The sequence below is a fragment of the Turicibacter sp. TJ11 genome (assembly GCF_021497505.1).
Classification (GTDB): Bacteria; Bacillota_I; Bacilli_A; order MOL361; family Turicibacteraceae; genus Turicibacter.
The window spans coordinates 1,357,484-1,372,822 of record NZ_CP069349.1; the positions used below are offsets into that span (position 1 = coordinate 1,357,484).

8 protein-coding genes, 67 tRNA genes and 2 rRNA genes are annotated in these 15,339 nt (G+C 39.5%); 1 reads left to right on the plus strand and 76 read right to left on the minus strand.

What is annotated here, in order from left to right; all coding sequences use genetic code 11:
• Positions 1-22: 22 nt before the first annotated feature.
• From JRC48_RS06325 to JRC48_RS06695, 75 genes are all read right to left on the minus strand, one after another.
• Positions 23-96: transfer RNA gene (locus JRC48_RS06325), tRNA-Gly, on the minus strand.
• Between the two features lie 6 nt (positions 97-102).
• Positions 103-178 (minus strand) — tRNA-His (locus JRC48_RS06330).
• Positions 179-180: 2 nt separating this feature from the next.
• Positions 181-254: transfer RNA gene (locus JRC48_RS06335), tRNA-Trp, on the minus strand.
• Positions 255-267: 13 nt separating this feature from the next.
• Positions 268-344 (minus strand) — tRNA-Pro (locus JRC48_RS06340).
• A gap of 6 nt (positions 345-350) precedes the next feature.
• Positions 351-427 (minus strand) — tRNA-Asn (locus JRC48_RS06345).
• A gap of 6 nt (positions 428-433) precedes the next feature.
• Positions 434-542 (minus strand): 5S ribosomal RNA (rrf, locus tag JRC48_RS06350).
• A gap of 9 nt (positions 543-551) precedes the next feature.
• A tRNA-Leu gene (locus JRC48_RS06355) sits at positions 552-640 on the minus strand.
• Positions 641-677: 37 nt separating this feature from the next.
• Positions 678-753: transfer RNA gene (locus JRC48_RS06360), tRNA-Lys, on the minus strand.
• A 5-nt stretch (positions 754-758) separates the two neighbouring features.
• Positions 759-833, minus strand: a tRNA-Gln gene (locus JRC48_RS06365).
• Between the two features lie 10 nt (positions 834-843).
• Positions 844-919, minus strand: a tRNA-Val gene (locus JRC48_RS06370).
• Between the two features lie 6 nt (positions 920-925).
• Positions 926-1,001: transfer RNA gene (locus JRC48_RS06375), tRNA-Phe, on the minus strand.
• A gap of 8 nt (positions 1,002-1,009) precedes the next feature.
• Positions 1,010-1,085, minus strand: a tRNA-Asp gene (locus tag JRC48_RS06380).
• Between the two features lie 123 nt (positions 1,086-1,208).
• Positions 1,209-1,284: transfer RNA gene (locus JRC48_RS06385), tRNA-Met, on the minus strand.
• Positions 1,285-1,301: 17 nt separating this feature from the next.
• Positions 1,302-1,394: transfer RNA gene (locus JRC48_RS06390), tRNA-Ser, on the minus strand.
• Positions 1,395-1,407: 13 nt separating this feature from the next.
• Positions 1,408-1,484 (minus strand) — tRNA-Met (locus JRC48_RS06395).
• Between the two features lie 22 nt (positions 1,485-1,506).
• Positions 1,507-1,582: transfer RNA gene (locus JRC48_RS06400), tRNA-Thr, on the minus strand.
• Between the two features lie 8 nt (positions 1,583-1,590).
• Positions 1,591-1,667: transfer RNA gene (locus tag JRC48_RS06405), tRNA-Glu, on the minus strand.
• A 10-nt stretch (positions 1,668-1,677) separates the two neighbouring features.
• A tRNA-Asn gene (locus JRC48_RS06410) sits at positions 1,678-1,754 on the minus strand.
• Positions 1,755-1,760: 6 nt separating this feature from the next.
• A 5S ribosomal RNA gene (gene rrf / locus JRC48_RS06415) occupies positions 1,761-1,869 on the minus strand.
• A gap of 9 nt (positions 1,870-1,878) precedes the next feature.
• Positions 1,879-1,967, minus strand: a tRNA-Leu gene (locus tag JRC48_RS06420).
• Between the two features lie 37 nt (positions 1,968-2,004).
• Positions 2,005-2,080: transfer RNA gene (locus JRC48_RS06425), tRNA-Lys, on the minus strand.
• Between the two features lie 5 nt (positions 2,081-2,085).
• Positions 2,086-2,160, minus strand: a tRNA-Gln gene (locus JRC48_RS06430).
• 10 nt (positions 2,161-2,170) lie between these two features.
• A tRNA-Tyr gene (locus tag JRC48_RS06435) sits at positions 2,171-2,255 on the minus strand.
• 3 nt (positions 2,256-2,258) lie between these two features.
• A tRNA-Thr gene (locus tag JRC48_RS06440) sits at positions 2,259-2,334 on the minus strand.
• A 13-nt stretch (positions 2,335-2,347) separates the two neighbouring features.
• A tRNA-Val gene (locus tag JRC48_RS06445) sits at positions 2,348-2,423 on the minus strand.
• 6 nt (positions 2,424-2,429) lie between these two features.
• A tRNA-Glu gene (locus tag JRC48_RS06450) sits at positions 2,430-2,506 on the minus strand.
• A 705-nt stretch (positions 2,507-3,211) separates the two neighbouring features.
• A tRNA-Gly gene (locus JRC48_RS06455) sits at positions 3,212-3,285 on the minus strand.
• A 6-nt stretch (positions 3,286-3,291) separates the two neighbouring features.
• Positions 3,292-3,367: transfer RNA gene (locus JRC48_RS06460), tRNA-His, on the minus strand.
• 2 nt (positions 3,368-3,369) lie between these two features.
• Positions 3,370-3,443, minus strand: a tRNA-Trp gene (locus JRC48_RS06465).
• A 14-nt stretch (positions 3,444-3,457) separates the two neighbouring features.
• Positions 3,458-3,533 (minus strand) — tRNA-Thr (locus JRC48_RS06470).
• A gap of 8 nt (positions 3,534-3,541) precedes the next feature.
• A tRNA-Glu gene (locus JRC48_RS06475) sits at positions 3,542-3,618 on the minus strand.
• Between the two features lie 12 nt (positions 3,619-3,630).
• Positions 3,631-3,707 (minus strand) — tRNA-Arg (locus JRC48_RS06480).
• 9 nt (positions 3,708-3,716) lie between these two features.
• Positions 3,717-3,805: transfer RNA gene (locus tag JRC48_RS06485), tRNA-Leu, on the minus strand.
• Positions 3,806-3,842: 37 nt separating this feature from the next.
• Positions 3,843-3,918 (minus strand) — tRNA-Lys (locus JRC48_RS06490).
• Positions 3,919-3,927: 9 nt separating this feature from the next.
• Positions 3,928-4,003: transfer RNA gene (locus JRC48_RS06495), tRNA-Asp, on the minus strand.
• Between the two features lie 15 nt (positions 4,004-4,018).
• Positions 4,019-4,094: transfer RNA gene (locus tag JRC48_RS06500), tRNA-Phe, on the minus strand.
• A gap of 8 nt (positions 4,095-4,102) precedes the next feature.
• A tRNA-Asp gene (locus tag JRC48_RS06505) sits at positions 4,103-4,178 on the minus strand.
• Between the two features lie 123 nt (positions 4,179-4,301).
• Positions 4,302-4,377: transfer RNA gene (locus JRC48_RS06510), tRNA-Met, on the minus strand.
• A 17-nt stretch (positions 4,378-4,394) separates the two neighbouring features.
• Positions 4,395-4,487: transfer RNA gene (locus tag JRC48_RS06515), tRNA-Ser, on the minus strand.
• A 13-nt stretch (positions 4,488-4,500) separates the two neighbouring features.
• Positions 4,501-4,577, minus strand: a tRNA-Met gene (locus tag JRC48_RS06520).
• 25 nt (positions 4,578-4,602) lie between these two features.
• Positions 4,603-4,678 (minus strand) — tRNA-Ala (locus JRC48_RS06525).
• A gap of 18 nt (positions 4,679-4,696) precedes the next feature.
• A tRNA-Pro gene (locus JRC48_RS06530) sits at positions 4,697-4,773 on the minus strand.
• A 6-nt stretch (positions 4,774-4,779) separates the two neighbouring features.
• Positions 4,780-4,856 (minus strand) — tRNA-Arg (locus JRC48_RS06535).
• 9 nt (positions 4,857-4,865) lie between these two features.
• A tRNA-Leu gene (locus JRC48_RS06540) sits at positions 4,866-4,954 on the minus strand.
• Positions 4,955-4,990: 36 nt separating this feature from the next.
• Positions 4,991-5,066: transfer RNA gene (locus JRC48_RS06545), tRNA-Lys, on the minus strand.
• Between the two features lie 5 nt (positions 5,067-5,071).
• Positions 5,072-5,146, minus strand: a tRNA-Gln gene (locus JRC48_RS06550).
• Positions 5,147-5,154: 8 nt separating this feature from the next.
• Positions 5,155-5,239 (minus strand) — tRNA-Tyr (locus JRC48_RS06555).
• A gap of 3 nt (positions 5,240-5,242) precedes the next feature.
• Positions 5,243-5,318: transfer RNA gene (locus JRC48_RS06560), tRNA-Thr, on the minus strand.
• 37 nt (positions 5,319-5,355) lie between these two features.
• A tRNA-Val gene (locus JRC48_RS06565) sits at positions 5,356-5,431 on the minus strand.
• Between the two features lie 6 nt (positions 5,432-5,437).
• Positions 5,438-5,514: transfer RNA gene (locus JRC48_RS06570), tRNA-Glu, on the minus strand.
• 526 nt (positions 5,515-6,040) lie between these two features.
• Positions 6,041-6,114, minus strand: a tRNA-Gly gene (locus JRC48_RS06575).
• A 6-nt stretch (positions 6,115-6,120) separates the two neighbouring features.
• Positions 6,121-6,196, minus strand: a tRNA-His gene (locus JRC48_RS06580).
• 2 nt (positions 6,197-6,198) lie between these two features.
• Positions 6,199-6,272, minus strand: a tRNA-Trp gene (locus JRC48_RS06585).
• Between the two features lie 14 nt (positions 6,273-6,286).
• Positions 6,287-6,362: transfer RNA gene (locus JRC48_RS06590), tRNA-Thr, on the minus strand.
• Between the two features lie 8 nt (positions 6,363-6,370).
• Positions 6,371-6,447 (minus strand) — tRNA-Glu (locus JRC48_RS06595).
• A 12-nt stretch (positions 6,448-6,459) separates the two neighbouring features.
• Positions 6,460-6,536 (minus strand) — tRNA-Arg (locus JRC48_RS06600).
• Positions 6,537-6,545: 9 nt separating this feature from the next.
• Positions 6,546-6,634: transfer RNA gene (locus JRC48_RS06605), tRNA-Leu, on the minus strand.
• A 37-nt stretch (positions 6,635-6,671) separates the two neighbouring features.
• Positions 6,672-6,747 (minus strand) — tRNA-Lys (locus JRC48_RS06610).
• A gap of 8 nt (positions 6,748-6,755) precedes the next feature.
• Positions 6,756-6,831 (minus strand) — tRNA-Asp (locus JRC48_RS06615).
• A 123-nt stretch (positions 6,832-6,954) separates the two neighbouring features.
• A tRNA-Met gene (locus JRC48_RS06620) sits at positions 6,955-7,030 on the minus strand.
• A 17-nt stretch (positions 7,031-7,047) separates the two neighbouring features.
• A tRNA-Ser gene (locus JRC48_RS06625) sits at positions 7,048-7,140 on the minus strand.
• A gap of 13 nt (positions 7,141-7,153) precedes the next feature.
• Positions 7,154-7,230 (minus strand) — tRNA-Met (locus tag JRC48_RS06630).
• Positions 7,231-7,255: 25 nt separating this feature from the next.
• Positions 7,256-7,331, minus strand: a tRNA-Ala gene (locus JRC48_RS06635).
• A gap of 18 nt (positions 7,332-7,349) precedes the next feature.
• A tRNA-Pro gene (locus tag JRC48_RS06640) sits at positions 7,350-7,426 on the minus strand.
• Between the two features lie 6 nt (positions 7,427-7,432).
• A tRNA-Arg gene (locus tag JRC48_RS06645) sits at positions 7,433-7,509 on the minus strand.
• A 9-nt stretch (positions 7,510-7,518) separates the two neighbouring features.
• Positions 7,519-7,607, minus strand: a tRNA-Leu gene (locus tag JRC48_RS06650).
• Between the two features lie 36 nt (positions 7,608-7,643).
• A tRNA-Lys gene (locus tag JRC48_RS06655) sits at positions 7,644-7,719 on the minus strand.
• A gap of 5 nt (positions 7,720-7,724) precedes the next feature.
• Positions 7,725-7,800: transfer RNA gene (locus tag JRC48_RS06660), tRNA-Val, on the minus strand.
• Positions 7,801-7,806: 6 nt separating this feature from the next.
• Positions 7,807-7,883, minus strand: a tRNA-Glu gene (locus JRC48_RS06665).
• A 177-nt stretch (positions 7,884-8,060) separates the two neighbouring features.
• On the minus strand, positions 8,061-8,882 hold the full coding sequence (locus JRC48_RS06670) for a phosphatase PAP2 family protein (RefSeq protein WP_235068799.1): 822 nt from the start codon (positions 8,880-8,882) through the stop codon (positions 8,061-8,063).
• Positions 8,883-9,146: 264 nt separating this feature from the next.
• Positions 9,147-9,434 carry a rhodanese-like domain-containing protein gene (locus JRC48_RS06675; protein ID WP_235068801.1) on the minus strand — a complete coding sequence of 96 codons (288 nt, stop codon included), beginning with the start codon at positions 9,432-9,434 and terminating at the stop codon, positions 9,147-9,149.
• A gap of 108 nt (positions 9,435-9,542) precedes the next feature.
• A complete protein-coding gene (locus tag JRC48_RS06680; protein ID WP_235068802.1) occupies positions 9,543-9,743 on the minus strand; it encodes a cold-shock protein in 201 nt (66 codons plus the stop codon).
• 201 nt (positions 9,744-9,944) lie between these two features.
• Complete coding sequence (locus JRC48_RS06685) at positions 9,945-11,117, minus strand: class I SAM-dependent RNA methyltransferase (protein ID WP_235068803.1); 1,173 nt, start codon at positions 11,115-11,117, stop codon at positions 9,945-9,947.
• 194 nt (positions 11,118-11,311) lie between these two features.
• Entirely contained in the window at positions 11,312-12,343 is a 1,032-nt protein-coding gene (locus tag JRC48_RS06690; protein WP_235068804.1) for a hypothetical protein, read from the minus strand.
• Between the two features lie 114 nt (positions 12,344-12,457).
• Positions 12,458-13,318 (minus strand): hypothetical protein, encoded by an 861-nt coding sequence (locus JRC48_RS06695; RefSeq protein ID WP_235068805.1) that lies wholly within the window; start codon positions 13,316-13,318, stop codon positions 12,458-12,460.
• 179 nt (positions 13,319-13,497) lie between these two features.
• On the opposite strand from JRC48_RS06695, the gene JRC48_RS06700 reads away from it, so the two are divergent.
• Entirely contained in the window at positions 13,498-14,673 is a 1,176-nt protein-coding gene (locus JRC48_RS06700) for an MFS transporter (RefSeq protein WP_235068807.1), read from the plus strand.
• Positions 14,674-14,684: 11 nt separating this feature from the next.
• On the opposite strand, the gene JRC48_RS06705 is transcribed toward JRC48_RS06700, so the two are convergent.
• The gene (locus JRC48_RS06705; RefSeq protein ID WP_235068808.1) at positions 14,685-15,140 is read right to left on the minus strand and encodes a hypothetical protein; all 456 of its coding nucleotides are present in this window, start codon (positions 15,138-15,140) and stop codon (positions 14,685-14,687) included.
• Between the last annotated feature and the right edge of the window lie 199 nt (positions 15,141-15,339).

Genomic DNA, 15,339 nt, shown 5'->3' on the forward strand with positions numbered 1-15,339 from the left:
GAAGGATGTTAATAGATCATATTGGAGCGGGTGAAGAGAATCGAACTCTCACAGTCAGCTTGGAAGGCTGAAGTTCTACCATTAAACTACACCCGCATTTTATGGGGCGACTGATGGGAATCGAACCCACGAATGTCGGAGCCACAATCCGATGCGTTAACCACTTCGCCACAATCGCCATGGCAGGGGTGGCAGGAATCGAACCCACACTAACGGTTTTGGAGACCGCTGTTCTACCGTTAAACTACACCCCTATTATTTAATTAATGGTCGGGAAGACAGGATTCGAACCTGCGACCCCCTGGTCCCAAACCAGGTGCTCTACCAAGCTGAGCCACTTCCCGATATAATGGCGCCCCAACTAGGACTCGAACCTAGGACCCCTTGATTAACAGTCAAGTGCTCTAACCAACTGAGCTATTGAGGCATTTTCGCCTAGCGACGTCCTACTCTTGCACTTACGTACTACCCTCGGCGCTAAGGAGCTTAACTTCTGTGTTCGGTATGGGAACAGGTGTGACCTCCTTGCCATCATCACTAGACTATTTAATTGGTGCCTAGGGCCGGAATCGAACCGGCACGGGTGTCACCACCCGCAGGATTTTAAGTCCTGTGCGTCTACCAGTTCCGCCACCCAGGCATTCTTTATTTCAAGGCACGCGCCTTCTTTTTAAAAATGGTGTCCTGCAGAGGACTCGAACCTCTGACCCTCTGATTAAAAGTCAGATGCTCTACCAACTGAGCTAGCAGGACATCATTGGCTGGGCTAGCTGGATTCGAACCAGCGCATGACGGAGTCAAAGTCCGTTGCCTTACCGCTTGGCTATAGCCCATGATTTTATATGGTGGAGGATGACGGGCTCGAACCGCCGACCCTCTGCTTGTAAGGCAGATGCTCTCCCAGCTGAGCTAATCCTCCACTTGATGGTGGCTTGGGACGGAATCGAACCGCCGACACAAGGATTTTCAGTCCTTTGCTCTACCGACTGAGCTACCAAGCCTTCTTAAATGGCGGTCCAGACGGGAATCGAACCCGCGATCTCCTGCGTGACAGGCAGGCATGTTAACCGCTACACCACTGGACCTTTTTTTGTCTAGTAACACTCGCATAAGACTTGTAAAATTCAATCATTTGTCATAACTAATCGTTATTTCCTCATGCTTTCATTTTCTACGTCTTATGAACGCTCGTTTTTACTTTTCTTTATTGGTTGCGGGGACAGGACTTGAACCTGCGACCTTCGGGTTATGAGCCCGACGAGCTACCAACTGCTCCACCCCGCGATGTTTTTTGATAATTATGGCGGAGGAAGAGGGATTCGAACCCCCGCGACGCTTTCACGCCCTGTCGGTTTTCAAGACCGATCCCTTCAGCCGGACTTGGGTATTCCTCCACATTTTTATCATTGGTAGCGGAGGAGGGACTCGAACCCCCAACCTCACGGGTATGAACCGTACGCTCTAGCCAGTTGAGCTACTCCGCCTAATTTTAATTTTATTAAGTTCTGGTGCCGGAAGCAGGACTTGAACCCGCAACCTACTGATTACAAGTCAGTTGCTCTACCAATTGAGCTATTCCGGCACTTTGAATGGTGACCCGTACGGGATTCGAACCCGTGTATGCATGCGTGAAAGGCATGTGTGTTAAACCGCTTCACCAACGGGCCATTTTTAAAATGGCGCCCCAACTAGGACTCGAACCTAGGACCCCTTGATTAACAGTCAAGTGCTCTAACCAACTGAGCTATTGAGGCATTTTCGCCTAGCGACGTCCTACTCTCGCACTTACGTACTACCCTCGGCGCTAAGGAGCTTAACTTCTGTGTTCGGTATGGGAACAGGTGTGACCTCCTTGCCATCATCACTAGACTATTTAATTGGTGCCTAGGGCCGGAATCGAACCGGCACGGGTGTCACCACCCGCAGGATTTTAAGTCCTGTGCGTCTACCAGTTCCGCCACCCAGGCATTTTTTATTTCAAGGCACTCGCCTTCTTTTTAAAAATGGTGTCCTGCAGAGGACTCGAACCTCTGACCCTCTGATTAAAAGTCAGATGCTCTACCAACTGAGCTAGCAGGACATCATTGGCTGGGCTAGCTGGATTCGAACCAGCGCATGACGGAGTCAAAGTCCGTTACCTTACCGCTTGGCTATAGCCCATGATTTTATATGGTGGTGGGGGACGGATTCGAACCGCCGAACTCGGAGAGAGCGGATTTACAGTCCGCCGCGTTTAGCCACTTCGCTACCCCACCAGCTGGTGCCGGAAGCAGGACTTGAACCCGCAACCTACTGATTACAAGTCAGTTGCTCTACCAATTGAGCTATTCCGGCTATTATTTATTTATGGTGGAGGATGACGGGCTCGAACCGCCGACCCTCTGCTTGTAAGGCAGATGCTCTCCCAGCTGAGCTAATCCTCCACTTTATGGTGACCCGTACGGGATTCGAACCCGTGTATGCATGCGTGAAAGGCATGTGTGTTAAACCGCTTCACCAACGGGCCTGTTCCGTTCGCTACTTCTTTAGTTTACCAAGTTTGTCGTTTTTTGTCAAACATTTTTTTAAAAAACTTTTTTTTAAATCGTTTTTTATCTTCCAAATTTGACACTCAATTAGTTTATCATTTTCACTTTTTTGTGTCAACATCTTTTTTAAAAAATATTATTACTATCATACACGATCCTGATTCATAAGAGACAATGCATTAATATTTAAAATAATTTTTCCTTGAAGTACTCATGCATAATTAAACATTCAATGACTTATTAGAAGGGATTCATACTTTCACTAAAATATAAAACTACAGATCCTGTTATTAGCGTAAAAGATTTAAACCTATTCTCTCTTAATGTGTCAGTTATATTTCTACTAAGAATCCTCTTTTACACTGTATAAAAGGTAAATCTCTTATGTCTTTAGAATTCATAGAATAATGAAGTTGAAACCTTATTACCATCTATGGACATGATTTCCTTTTCCAAATAAAATACCCAATAATTACAGAATTATTACCAATCAAATTTCTATAATTTTAGTTAACTATTCGTATTCCTAACTATTTATTTACTCAATTAGTTATCATTCACCATTTAATATAAGCTACTAATCCAATAATTATTCAACCAGCAGTAATATATTTTGATTAACTAGTTACTTTCATTCCTAAATTCATAAAAAAAACATCCCAAAGGATGTTAATCGTTCATATTGGAGCGGGTGAAGAGAATCGAACTCTCACAGTCAGCTTGGAAGGCTGAAGTTCTACCATTAAACTACACCCGCATTTTATGGGGCGACTGATGGGAATCGAACCCACGAATGTCGGAGCCACAATCCGATGCGTTAACCACTTCGCCACAATCGCCATGGCAGGGGTGGCAGGAATCGAACCCACACTAACGGTTTTGGAGACCGCTGTTCTACCGTTAAACTACACCCCTATTATTTAATTTAATGGTGCCGGAAGCAGGACTTGAACCCGCAACCTACTGATTACAAGTCAGTTGCTCTACCAATTGAGCTATTCCGGCACGTTGAATGGTGACCCGTACGGGATTCGAACCCGTGTATGCATGCGTGAAAGGCATGTGTGTTAAACCGCTTCACCAACGGGCCATTATTTTTTAATGGCGCGCCCAAGAGGAGTCGAACCCCTAACCTTTTGATCCGTAGTCAAACGCTCTATCCAATTGAGCTATGGGCGCTTTTTAAGTTGGTGCCTAGGGCCGGAATCGAACCGGCACGGGTGTCACCACCCGCAGGATTTTAAGTCCTGTGCGTCTACCAGTTCCGCCACCCAGGCATTCTTTATTTCAAGGCACGCGCCTTCTTTTCTAAAATGGTGTCCTGCAGAGGACTCGAACCTCTGACCCTCTGATTAAAAGTCAGATGCTCTACCAACTGAGCTAGCAGGACTTTTATAAATGGCGGTCCAGACGGGAATCGAACCCGCGATCTCCTGCGTGACAGGCAGGCATGTTAACCGCTACACCACTGGACCTTTTTTGTTTTTTCGTGGTGGCTTGGGACGGAATCGAACCGCCGACACAAGGATTTTCAGTCCTTTGCTCTACCGACTGAGCTACCAAGCCTTCTTAAATGGCGGTCCAGACGGGAATCGAACCCGCGATCTCCTGCGTGACAGGCAGGCATGTTAACCGCTACACCACTGGACCTTTTTTTGTCTAGTAACACTCGCATAAGACTTGTAAAATTCAATCATTTGTCATAACTAATCGTTATTTCCTCATGCTTTCATTTTCTACGTCTTATGAACGCTCGTTTTTACTTTTCTTTATTGGTTGCGGGGACAGGACTTGAACCTGCGACCTTCGGGTTATGAGCCCGACGAGCTACCAACTGCTCCACCCCGCGATGTTTTTTGATAATTATGGCGGAGGAAGAGGGATTCGAACCCCCGCGACGCTTTCACGCCCTGTCGGTTTTCAAGACCGATCCCTTCAGCCGGACTTGGGTATTCCTCCACATTTTTATCATTGGTAGCGGAGGAGGGACTCGAACCCCCAACCTCACGGGTATGAACCGTACGCTCTAGCCAGTTGAGCTACTCCGCCTGATTTATTAAATTCTTATTTAATTTGGTGGAGACTAGGGGGATCGAACCCCTGACCTCCTGCGTGCAAGGCAGGCGCTCTCCCAGCTGAGCTAAGTCCCCTTGGGTATTTTTTTTTAATGGTCGGGAAGACAGGATTCGAACCTGCGACCCCCTGGTCCCAAACCAGGTGCTCTACCAAGCTGAGCCACTTCCCGATATAATGGCGCGCCCAAGAGGAGTCGAACCCCTAACCTTTTGATCCGTAGTCAAACGCTCTATCCAATTGAGCTATGGGCGCTTTTTAAGTTGGTGCCTAGGGCCGGAATCGAACCGGCACGGGTGTCACCACCCGCAGGATTTTAAGTCCTGTGCGTCTACCAGTTCCGCCACCCAGGCATTTCTATTTCAAGGCACGCGCCTTATTTTCTAAAATGGTGTCCTGCAGAGGACTCGAACCTCTGACCCTCTGATTAAAAGTCAGATGCTCTACCAACTGAGCTAGCAGGACATCATTGGTTGGGCTAGCTGGATTCGAACCAGCGCATGACGGAGTCAAAGTCCGTTGCCTTACCGCTTGGCTATAGCCCATGATTAAGTGGTGGTGGGGGACGGATTCGAACCGCCGAACTCGGAGAGAGCGGATTTACAGTCCGCCGCGTTTAGCCACTTCGCTACCCCACCAGCTGGTGCCGGAAGCAGGACTTGAACCCGCAACCTACTGATTACAAGTCAGTTGCTCTACCAATTGAGCTATTCCGGCTGTTATTTATTTATTTATTTATTTATTTATTTATTTATGGTGGAGGATGACGGGCTCGAACCGCCGACCCTCTGCTTGTAAGGCAGATGCTCTCCCAGCTGAGCTAATCCTCCACTTAATGGTGACCCGTACGGGATTCGAACCCGTGTATGCATGCGTGAAAGGCATGTGTGTTAAACCGCTTCACCAACGGGCCTGTTGCGTTTTGCGACTTTTTTATTTTAGCATCTTTGTCGATTTTCGTCAAATATTTTTTTATTTTTTTCAAAAACAATTGATAGTTTTAAATCTTTTTGAGTATTTTCTTCAACGCTTTTTATCTTATCATCTGTGTCGATTTTTGTCAAACGTTTTTTTCAACCAATATAGATGAATTATATTTTAGAGCACCTTTTATTTTAAAGACGCCCAAAAGTAAGTGATACCATAATCATTCCTTGTCATAACAATCGTTATTCTATCTTCTTTACAGAAAAGAAACTATTTTCGTCTATCAATCAGTTAGGTTTAATCTTCTTACGCTTATCTTTTCATTTAATCATGGCGTGCAATCAATCAACAATAAAGATTAACCTATAAGGTTATATAAACTTGATCATGAACAAATAAATTAAATGAATTTAATTGTTATTTAACTAACCGGTAATATATTTTGATTAACTAGTTACTTTCATTCCTTAATTCATAAAAAAAACATCCCAAAGGATGTTAGTCATTCATATTGGAGCGGGTGAAGAGAATCGAACTCTCACAGTCAGCTTGGAAGGCTGAAGTTCTACCATTAAACTACACCCGCATTTTATGGGGCGACTGATGGGAATCGAACCCACGAATGTCGGAGCCACAATCCGATGCGTTAACCACTTCGCCACAATCGCCATGGCAGGGGTGGCAGGAATCGAACCCACACTAACGGTTTTGGAGACCGCTGTTCTACCGTTAAACTACACCCCTATTATTTAATTTAATGGTGCCGGAAGCAGGACTTGAACCCGCAACCTACTGATTACAAGTCAGTTGCTCTACCAATTGAGCTATTCCGGCACGTTGAATGGTGACCCGTACGGGATTCGAACCCGTGTATGCATGCGTGAAAGGCATGTGTGTTAAACCGCTTCACCAACGGGCCATTATTTTTTAATGGCGCGCCCAAGAGGAGTCGAACCCCTAACCTTTTGATCCGTAGTCAAACGCTCTATCCAATTGAGCTATGGGCGCTTTTTAAGTTGGTGCCTAGGGCCGGAATCGAACCGGCACGGGTGTCACCACCCGCAGGATTTTAAGTCCTGTGCGTCTACCAGTTCCGCCACCCAGGCATTCTTTATTTCAAGGCACGCGCCTTCTTTTCTAAAATGGTGTCCTGCAGAGGACTCGAACCTCTGACCCTCTGATTAAAAGTCAGATGCTCTACCAACTGAGCTAGCAAGCCTTCTTAAATGGCGGTCCAGACGGGAATCGAACCCGCGATCTCCTGCGTGACAGGCAGGCATGTTAACCGCTACACCACTGGACCTTTTTTTGTCTAGTAACACTCGCATAAGACTTGTAAAATTCAATCATTTGTCATAACTAATCGTTATTTCCTCATGCTTTCATTTTCTACGTCTTATGAACGCTCGTTTTTACTTTTCTTTATTGGTTGCGGGGACAGGACTTGAACCTGCGACCTTCGGGTTATGAGCCCGACGAGCTACCAACTGCTCCACCCCGCGATGTTTTTTGATAATTATGGCGGAGGAAGAGGGATTCGAACCCCCGCGACGCTTTCACGCCCTGTCGGTTTTCAAGACCGATCCCTTCAGCCGGACTTGGGTATTCCTCCACATTTTTATCATTGGTAGCGGAGGAGGGACTCGAACCCCCAACCTCACGGGTATGAACCGTACGCTCTAGCCAGTTGAGCTACTCCGCCTGATTTATTAAATTCTTATTTAATTTGGTGGAGACTAGGGGGATCGAACCCCTGACCTCCTGCGTGCAAGGCAGGCGCTCTCCCAGCTGAGCTAAGTCCCCTTGGGTATTTTTTTTTAATGGTCGGGAAGACAGGATTCGAACCTGCGACCCCCTGGTCCCAAACCAGGTGCTCTACCAAGCTGAGCCACTTCCCGATATAATGGCGCGCCCAAGAGGAGTCGAACCCCTAACCTTTTGATCCGTAGTCAAACGCTCTATCCAATTGAGCTATGGGCGCTTTTTAAGTTGGTGCCTAGGGCCGGAATCGAACCGGCACGGGTGTCACCACCCGCAGGATTTTAAGTCCTGTGCGTCTACCAGTTCCGCCACCCAGGCATTTCTATTTCAAGGCACGCGCCTTATTTTCTAAAATGGTGTCCTGCAGAGGACTCGAACCTCTGACCCTCTGATTAAAAGTCAGATGCTCTACCAACTGAGCTAGCAGGACTTTTATGGTGGAGGATGACGGGCTCGAACCGCCGACCCTCTGCTTGTAAGGCAGATGCTCTCCCAGCTGAGCTAATCCTCCACTTGATGGTGACCCGTACGGGATTCGAACCCGTGTATGCATGCGTGAAAGGCATGTGTGTTAAACCGCTTCACCAACGGGCCTGTTCCGTTTTGCGACTTTTCTATTTTAGCACCATTGTCGAAACGTGTCAAATACTTTTTTTAACTTCTTTCATCACTCGTTGGTGCTTTTTAATATTAACATCTTTGTCGAAATATGTCAAACACTTTTTAAAAAAAGCAATAAAAAAAACAGATGGTATTAAATCTGTTTCTTCATTACTTCTTAAATAAATAGGGATAAGCTCCAAATCCAATAAAGCTGATTAAACTCTCTTTTATAAATTTCAGATAGACGGATTCTAGCGATAATTGATAAAAGAGAAAGTTTATAGTAAACAAAATACCTACACCTACTGTAAAACGTAATATTTTTTTTGCTGTACTAACATTTACTTTGAATTTAACAAATTTTTGTTCAAAACTGATACCTGCCATAAAACCAATAAACCCTCCCATCGATCTTGCAAAATCTACGGATGAATTGAGTACAAACGGAAGAAAAATAATTAAGGTTATGAAGTATAGTTTGGTTCGATGAGTTGATTTCTTAAACAATCGGTAAGTAACATAGCTAGTTAATCCTCCAAATATCATTCCTCCTAAGACATCTTTAGGGTAATGAACACCTAAGTATAACCTTGATAACCCCACTAAGAAAATAATAATCATAAACACAAAAGCATATCTACTTTTCTTTAATAGTAAATATAACGCTCCATACGTTGAAGCCGCTCCTTGAGTATGACCACTTGGAAATGAATACCCTGTTGCCGTTTGAACGCGAAGTGATCGAATGCCTTCCTCTCCTATAGGACGCTTAGCTTTGACAATATTTTTTATACTGTTATTTAACATTCCGCTTGTAAAAAATGAGTAACCAATATACTCTCCACTTGTTTTATCGATGCACCAGTAAATCCCTAACACAATAATCATAATGGTAAAACTTTCACCCAACATCGTTATGAGCTGAAAAAAGTTATCAAGAAAAGGATTATGAATACTTTGAATGATTCTAATAATATCTAACTCAGTCATACTTTACTCCTTTGCTGTTATAATTTTTTATGTCTTATCAATCTTATTTACTTATGCAGATGATACTCCCTTTTCTTTTATAAGTAAGGAAACGATTTAATAAAACTTTTTGTATACTATATTAAGTTTTACAGTTACTTATGATAAATAGTTTTTCAAATAACAAATGATAGTTAAAAGGATCATTATGAATCGACACACTTTATCATTCGAGATAAGCCTTATTTAAGCCTGATATAAAAAAATCTCTTTTCAAAAGAGATTTTAATCATGATAAAATTCAAGCATACCACCCTCAACATTAACAACATTATAACCTAGGCTAGTTAGATATTCAGTCACTTGAGCAGTTCTTGCGCCTGATCGGCAAACTAAATGATAACACGTGTCTTGGTTTAAATAGTTTTCAGGAGATTGAATTAATTTAATCATTGGAATGTGTTTTGCTTCTGCTAATTTAGGTAATGCTAAAAATTCTATCTCTTCACGAATATCAATGAGATTGAGATCACTCAATTGACTTTTTATTACATTAATATGTATTGAATTCATTTGATTCACCATCCTATCGTTATTATTCTATCACGATAAGTCCTCAGATAAAAATGGTATACTTTATAGATAGAAAAAGAGTTGATCTGTCATCAACTCTTTTTCTATCTATAATTTTTGAACATTTGAAGCTTGAGGCCCACGATCACTTTGTGTTACATCAAACTCTACTTTTTGACCTTCTTCTAATGTTTTAAATCCATTTCCTTGAATTTCAGAAAAATGAACGAATACTTCATCGCCATTATCTACTGTAATGAATCCAAAACCTTTGTCAGCGTTAAACCATTTTACTGTACCTGTTGCCATTATAAAAAAACCTCCAAAATTTAAATCATATTACTAGTTGCCTTCATTTAAAACGACTATCTTAATTTTTAGTTTTACAGATATGCGTTAAGTGTGTTGGAACTATCCCTTATATATTGGGCTATTTTTCATTTTATATACGTTTTTTCCCTATTTATTTTAAAAAAATTAAAAAGTGACTAGCAAGCTAGTCACTTTTTATTATTCTGCAGAAGCTTCTTGTAATTGTTGAGCAACAACACCATATTTTTGTGTTAAATTATTATCGAAATATTGATAATAACGAGTTAAGATACGTCCATTATATAATTTACGATTTTTATCTGCTTCACGAGCAAATGCTTTTTCGAATTTAGAGAATGACGTTAAGATGTTAAAATCCCAAGTTGATAATTTACGTTTCATCATTCCTAATTTTTTATTTAATTTAAATACTTCATCTTCTTCACCGATACGCTCACCATATGGTGGGTTGGTAATCATATAAGCGTATTTGTAATTAGAAGAGAATTTATGGAAATCTAATTGATGGAACTCAATTGATTTTGCAACACCTGCTTTTTCAGCATTTTGGCGAGCTGTACGTAAAACTTGTGCATCAATATCATATCCAAACATACGTAATGTATTATTTTTAATTGCTTTACGTGCACTATCACGAACTTGTTCGAAAATTTCCTTATCCATTGACGGCCAATCTTCACAAACAAAGTTACGGTTTAATCCTGGAGCAATATTGTTACCGATTAATGCTGCCTCAATTAAAATTGTTCCTGATCCACAGAATGGATCAACTAATAAGCGTTCTGGCTTCCAACGAGATAGTAAAATTAATGATGCTGCTAACGTTTCTTTTAACGGCGCTTCACCTGCATACTCACGATATCCTCGTTTATGTAACCCTGGTCCAGTTGTATCGATTGTTAATGTCACCACGTCTTTTAACAATGCGACTTCAATTTTATAAACTGGTCCATCTTCCGTAAACCAATCTTGATTATAGGCACGTTGCATACTTTTAACAACTGCTTTTTTTACGATTGATTGGCAATCTGGAACACTATGTAAGGTTGATTTAATTGATTTTCCAACTACATGCATTTTCCCGTTAACAGGAATATATTGACTCCAATCAATAACTTCTGTTTGATTGAATAAATCTTCAAATGTTGTTGCTTCAAATTCCGCAACTTTAATTAAGACACGATCTGCTGTACGTAACCAAGTATTTGTAATGGCAATATCCATTTCATCTCCTTCGAAATGAACTTTACCATTTTCTAACTTTAAATCTTCATATCCTAATCGTCTTAACTCTTTAGCCGTAACAGCTTCGATTCCAAAAGTCGTCGTTGCAATTAATTGATAATCCATATTTATTTCTCCTTACCTTAAAGTAACTATTCGCCTCAAACGAATGTGTACTGAGATGACTATTCTATTTAATCTATCTTTAGTTTATCCATTTTATTGAGTCTCAAAACTCTGTTTTATAAATCGTCAAAAACACCAGTTTTAAGTTTATCACTAATCTTTAAACGTGGCAATAATTATCTTTTTATGACTAATTAAAGATCCTGTAACTTTTCTACAACTAAATTCACCTTTTCACAGATTTTATTAATTCGTTCTGCGAACGAATCACCTAAATCAAGATAATGTTTTTCAACTTTTAATTCATGTAATGGAGGAACGATAGAATGGGTATAGTCGATCGACTCTAAAACAACAATGACCTCTTCTAATAAAAGTTCTAGCTCCTTATCAAGTTTAACGTCTGGTGTTGATTCAAGTAAAAAATTTAGGTCATAAGTTAAATGATTAATATCTCGATAAAGTTCAGCAATGTCCTGTAACTTTTTTAATTCAACTAGCTTACTCTCTTTTTTTAAAAAGGAAAACTCCGTTTTAAGTGATTCAATATTTGAATAAATGCGATCTAAATCATTCATTTGCTGACTGAACAATTGAATATAGCCTCTTTTTCCACGAGGCAAGATACATTGAAAAACTTGAGTCGTATATTTAACTCCATTAAGCACTTGCTCATTGGCATACTGTAATCTTTTTTCAGCAAACTTTTTATAATATAAATTTGAAAAAATATAATTATAAAATAAGGCGATGGCTATTCCTAAACAAAGCGAAATAATTCGTAAACGAAACGTTAACCAAATACTCGGTAATCCCGCTTCATTTAATTGTAAATATTGTGTCATATAAATAGATGTAAAAATAGCAACAGGCGAAACGACACGCCAATTAATTTTTAAACACACATATAATGTTAATACCACCCCAATACTAACACTAAACACACTAACACCAAATGCTAAAATTAAAATTCCTATCGCAGCTGCTCCAATAACAGAAGCTAAAATTTGACTCACTACCCGACGAATTCCTAGTCGATTAAGTGGTTCTAAATTATACATAATCCCAAGTAGCAAAGACATCATGTCTAAGTTTGCAATGGGAACGTATTTTCCGATTATATATCCAGTTGCAACCGCGAGCAGTGACTTAGTCAGATATAACGGCGAGTCAAAAAGATAGGCCTCTTGACCCAATCCTAATGTTTTACTAATCCGATGATTCATATATTCCTCCAAGAGCTTTATTTCTATCTTTATCATGAACATTTTAACATATATTTAACCTAATCTGTAAGAACATTAAAAAAATCCATTCAATAAGATATTGAATGGATTTTTTTATTTAATTTGTATCGCGCCGTTAATTTGTTTAGTGTAATTAATATCATTTTCATCCAAAATATTAGTCAAAGCTAAAACAATTTGATCTCCTACTTCATTTTGATCACTCACAAATTGATTGTACATCTCGGTTACTTCATCTGTGACACTTTCACTACTTGAAACTTTTGTAATCAATTGATCCAAACTCATTAATTTTAAATTTAATAAACGTCCCATCTCACTCAATGATTCATCATTCGTTGATAATAGCTGTTGTGTTTTGTTAATAATCGTTTGCTGCTGTGTTTTTAACTCCTGAATATAAACGGGACTAATATTATTATTCATAATGTGTTCAGATAGATTTTGATTGATATTATTATGTAAAACCATTAATTCATCGTACTGCTTAATATATTCACTCACTGGACTAGCTGTTGAAATCCCAAATAATGCATCTACTTTATCTTGTGGAATAGCTCCCGTTGCATAAAGAAGCGTTAATAAAACAACAACAAGTGGTAAGCCAACTAAAATGCCACGCAAAGTATCAGAAAATTGATTTTGCTTTGATAGGTTAATATCGGCCACTTGTGATTTTTTACGTGTCGAACTATAGGGTGAAGATGAACGCCGATGTTTAGAATGAGGCTGTCCTATAGACTGCCTACTTAAATCATGATTTGCTTTATATTGAACATTTTCCACGTTATAGTTTTGGTACACTCGTAACTCATTCAGTGATTGCTCTAACTTTTCTTGCTTTTCCTGATCTTCCTCTTTCCAGTGCTGATACCAATTTCGGTAGTAAGTTTTATTTTTTGTCCCCATCTGCCTCGTTGCAACATCAAATGATTTGCAACTACCCCCTTTCAACTCTCGTTCTTGATCTCCTAATACGTTTTAACTCTTGATTACTAAAAGCATACGCAACTTCACAATCTCATATGATAAAGAATGAATGAAATTCGTTCGACTTTTTAAGCTTTACAATTTGAGCTTATCTGTTAAATTCTGTATAATATTTATTAGTGACAACTTCACAAGGAGGATTTATGAAAAAAAATTCATTACGAAAATTTTTATTTTTTAATTTTTTAATTATGACGGTATTTAATTTCGCTCATCCCGTAACTCCACGTCTCATTAACGAACTGCATCTCCCTTCTTATATGTTTGGTTTATTTTTTGCTCTAATGTCTATTGGAAGCTATGTTTTCTCTCCTATTTGGGGTAGCCTTTCTGATTATAAAGGTCGTAAGAAATTTTTAATGTTTGGTGTATTAGGTTATGGAGTTGCACAACTCGGATTTGGACTTAGCAAAACCGCTGGAATCATCTCCATCTTTAGGGTTCTGAGTGGAATACTGAGTGTTAGTTATGTTGCAGTCACTATGGCTTGCATCAGTGACTTATCTTCAAGAGAAAATCGTGCGAAATCATTAGCTTACTTGGCAGCCACAACAGCAATGGGAGCTGCAGCGGGATCTAACATTGGTGGTTGGGTTGGTAGTTCAGACTATAAAACTACGTTTATCATTCAATTTCTTAGTTGTATTGTCCTAACGATTGGGTTATGGCTGTTCACCTCTGAAACATTAGAAAAGAAAAAAGATGGAAAAGTCATCGTTGCTTTAAACCACTTAAAATTAAAAAAATCAAATATCGATTTTAAATCTTTATTAGGAACACTTATTCTAACCGTTGCTTTTATGAATATTACAACAACAGCTTATAACTCAACGATTGGATACTTTGTTGAATCTGATCTGAAATTACCTACTCAATTAAATGGATTAGTTCTAAGTATCGCCCCAATTGGTGCAATTTTAGTGAACTTCTTCGTTAATCCTAGATTAGCGGCTAAGTATGATGAATTAAAAACACTCATCGTTGTTATCGCGCTAACAGCAGTTTCTTTATTTGTATGGGCATATAGTACGAATCTTATCGTAGTGGGAATCTTTATCATTATTTTCTTTATCGTTATGCCATTAGCTCAACCGATTTATCAAAGCATGATTTCTAAGTATGCTCAAGATAATGCAGGTGAGATTATGGGGATTCAAAATTCAGCTCGTTCACTAGGAATGGTTATCGGATCGTTAACCTCTGGTTTCTTATATCAAATCGGTAGTAAACTTCCATTCTTATTCGGAAGCGGGACGGCCGTTATTGCTTGTCTCATTTTAATTTTACAATATCGTCGTAATAAAAAAACATCAGCCTAGCTGATGTTTTTTTATTTATAAGCATATCGCGCCTCTATGTCTTGTTCTGTTAATCCTAACCTTAAAACATTGTTTAATTTATAAACACAATATTTATTCGGATCATATTTTGAATTCCATAGCCATGAATCATCTAAATTTAACAACTGACAGATTGCAAAAGCAATCGCTGCTCCTCGTGAAACTCCTGCTAGACAATGAATGACAATTGTCTCGACTTCTTCTGCGTGCTCTAAAATAAAATCTTTAATTTCCATACACTGTTTATCTGATAATAACGTATGCTTATCTTCTACGGTGTCCACATCATCAAATCTTAAAGAAATTTTGTCAATAATTCGAGGATTTTTATAAAAGTTAGGTGTTTCACTATGCGTTTCTAAAATAGAAACTAACACAGCCACTTCTATCCACTGATTATAACTCCAAGTTTTCGCCTCTTCTTCACTCATGATTTTAATTTCCATCGAACTCCTCCTTTTCTATCTTTAGTTTATTTTATGACTCTAACTCGAAAACATATCAAAATCACCTTGTTCTTTTAATAAACCACTCTCGTTATTTTGACATCATACCGTGACATAAAATTATTTTTAATTACAAGTAAATTTACTTCTTAGACAACAAGAAGAACTTAACGAATTTAAACACTATTAAAAAACATCC

Excerpts from the sequence above, each read along its gene's own strand:
- JRC48_RS06685 (WP_235068803.1), bottom strand. The coding sequence starts at position 11,117 with ATGGATTATCAATTAATTGCAACGACGACTTTTGGAATCGAAGCTGTT.
- JRC48_RS06705 (WP_235068808.1), bottom strand. The coding sequence starts at position 15,140 with ATGGAAATTAAAATCATGAGTGAAGAAGAGGCGAAAACTTGGAGTTAT.
- JRC48_RS06680 (WP_235068802.1), bottom strand. The coding sequence starts at position 9,743 with ATGGCAACAGGTACAGTAAAATGGTTTAACGCTGACAAAGGTTTTGGA.
- JRC48_RS06690 (WP_235068804.1), bottom strand. The coding sequence starts at position 12,343 with ATGAATCATCGGATTAGTAAAACATTAGGATTGGGTCAAGAGGCCTAT.
- JRC48_RS06675 (WP_235068801.1), bottom strand. The coding sequence starts at position 9,434 with ATGAATTCAATACATATTAATGTAATAAAAAGTCAATTGAGTGATCTC.
- JRC48_RS06670 (WP_235068799.1), bottom strand. The coding sequence starts at position 8,882 with ATGACTGAGTTAGATATTATTAGAATCATTCAAAGTATTCATAATCCT.
- JRC48_RS06700 (WP_235068807.1), top strand. The coding sequence starts at position 13,498 with ATGAAAAAAAATTCATTACGAAAATTTTTATTTTTTAATTTTTTAATT.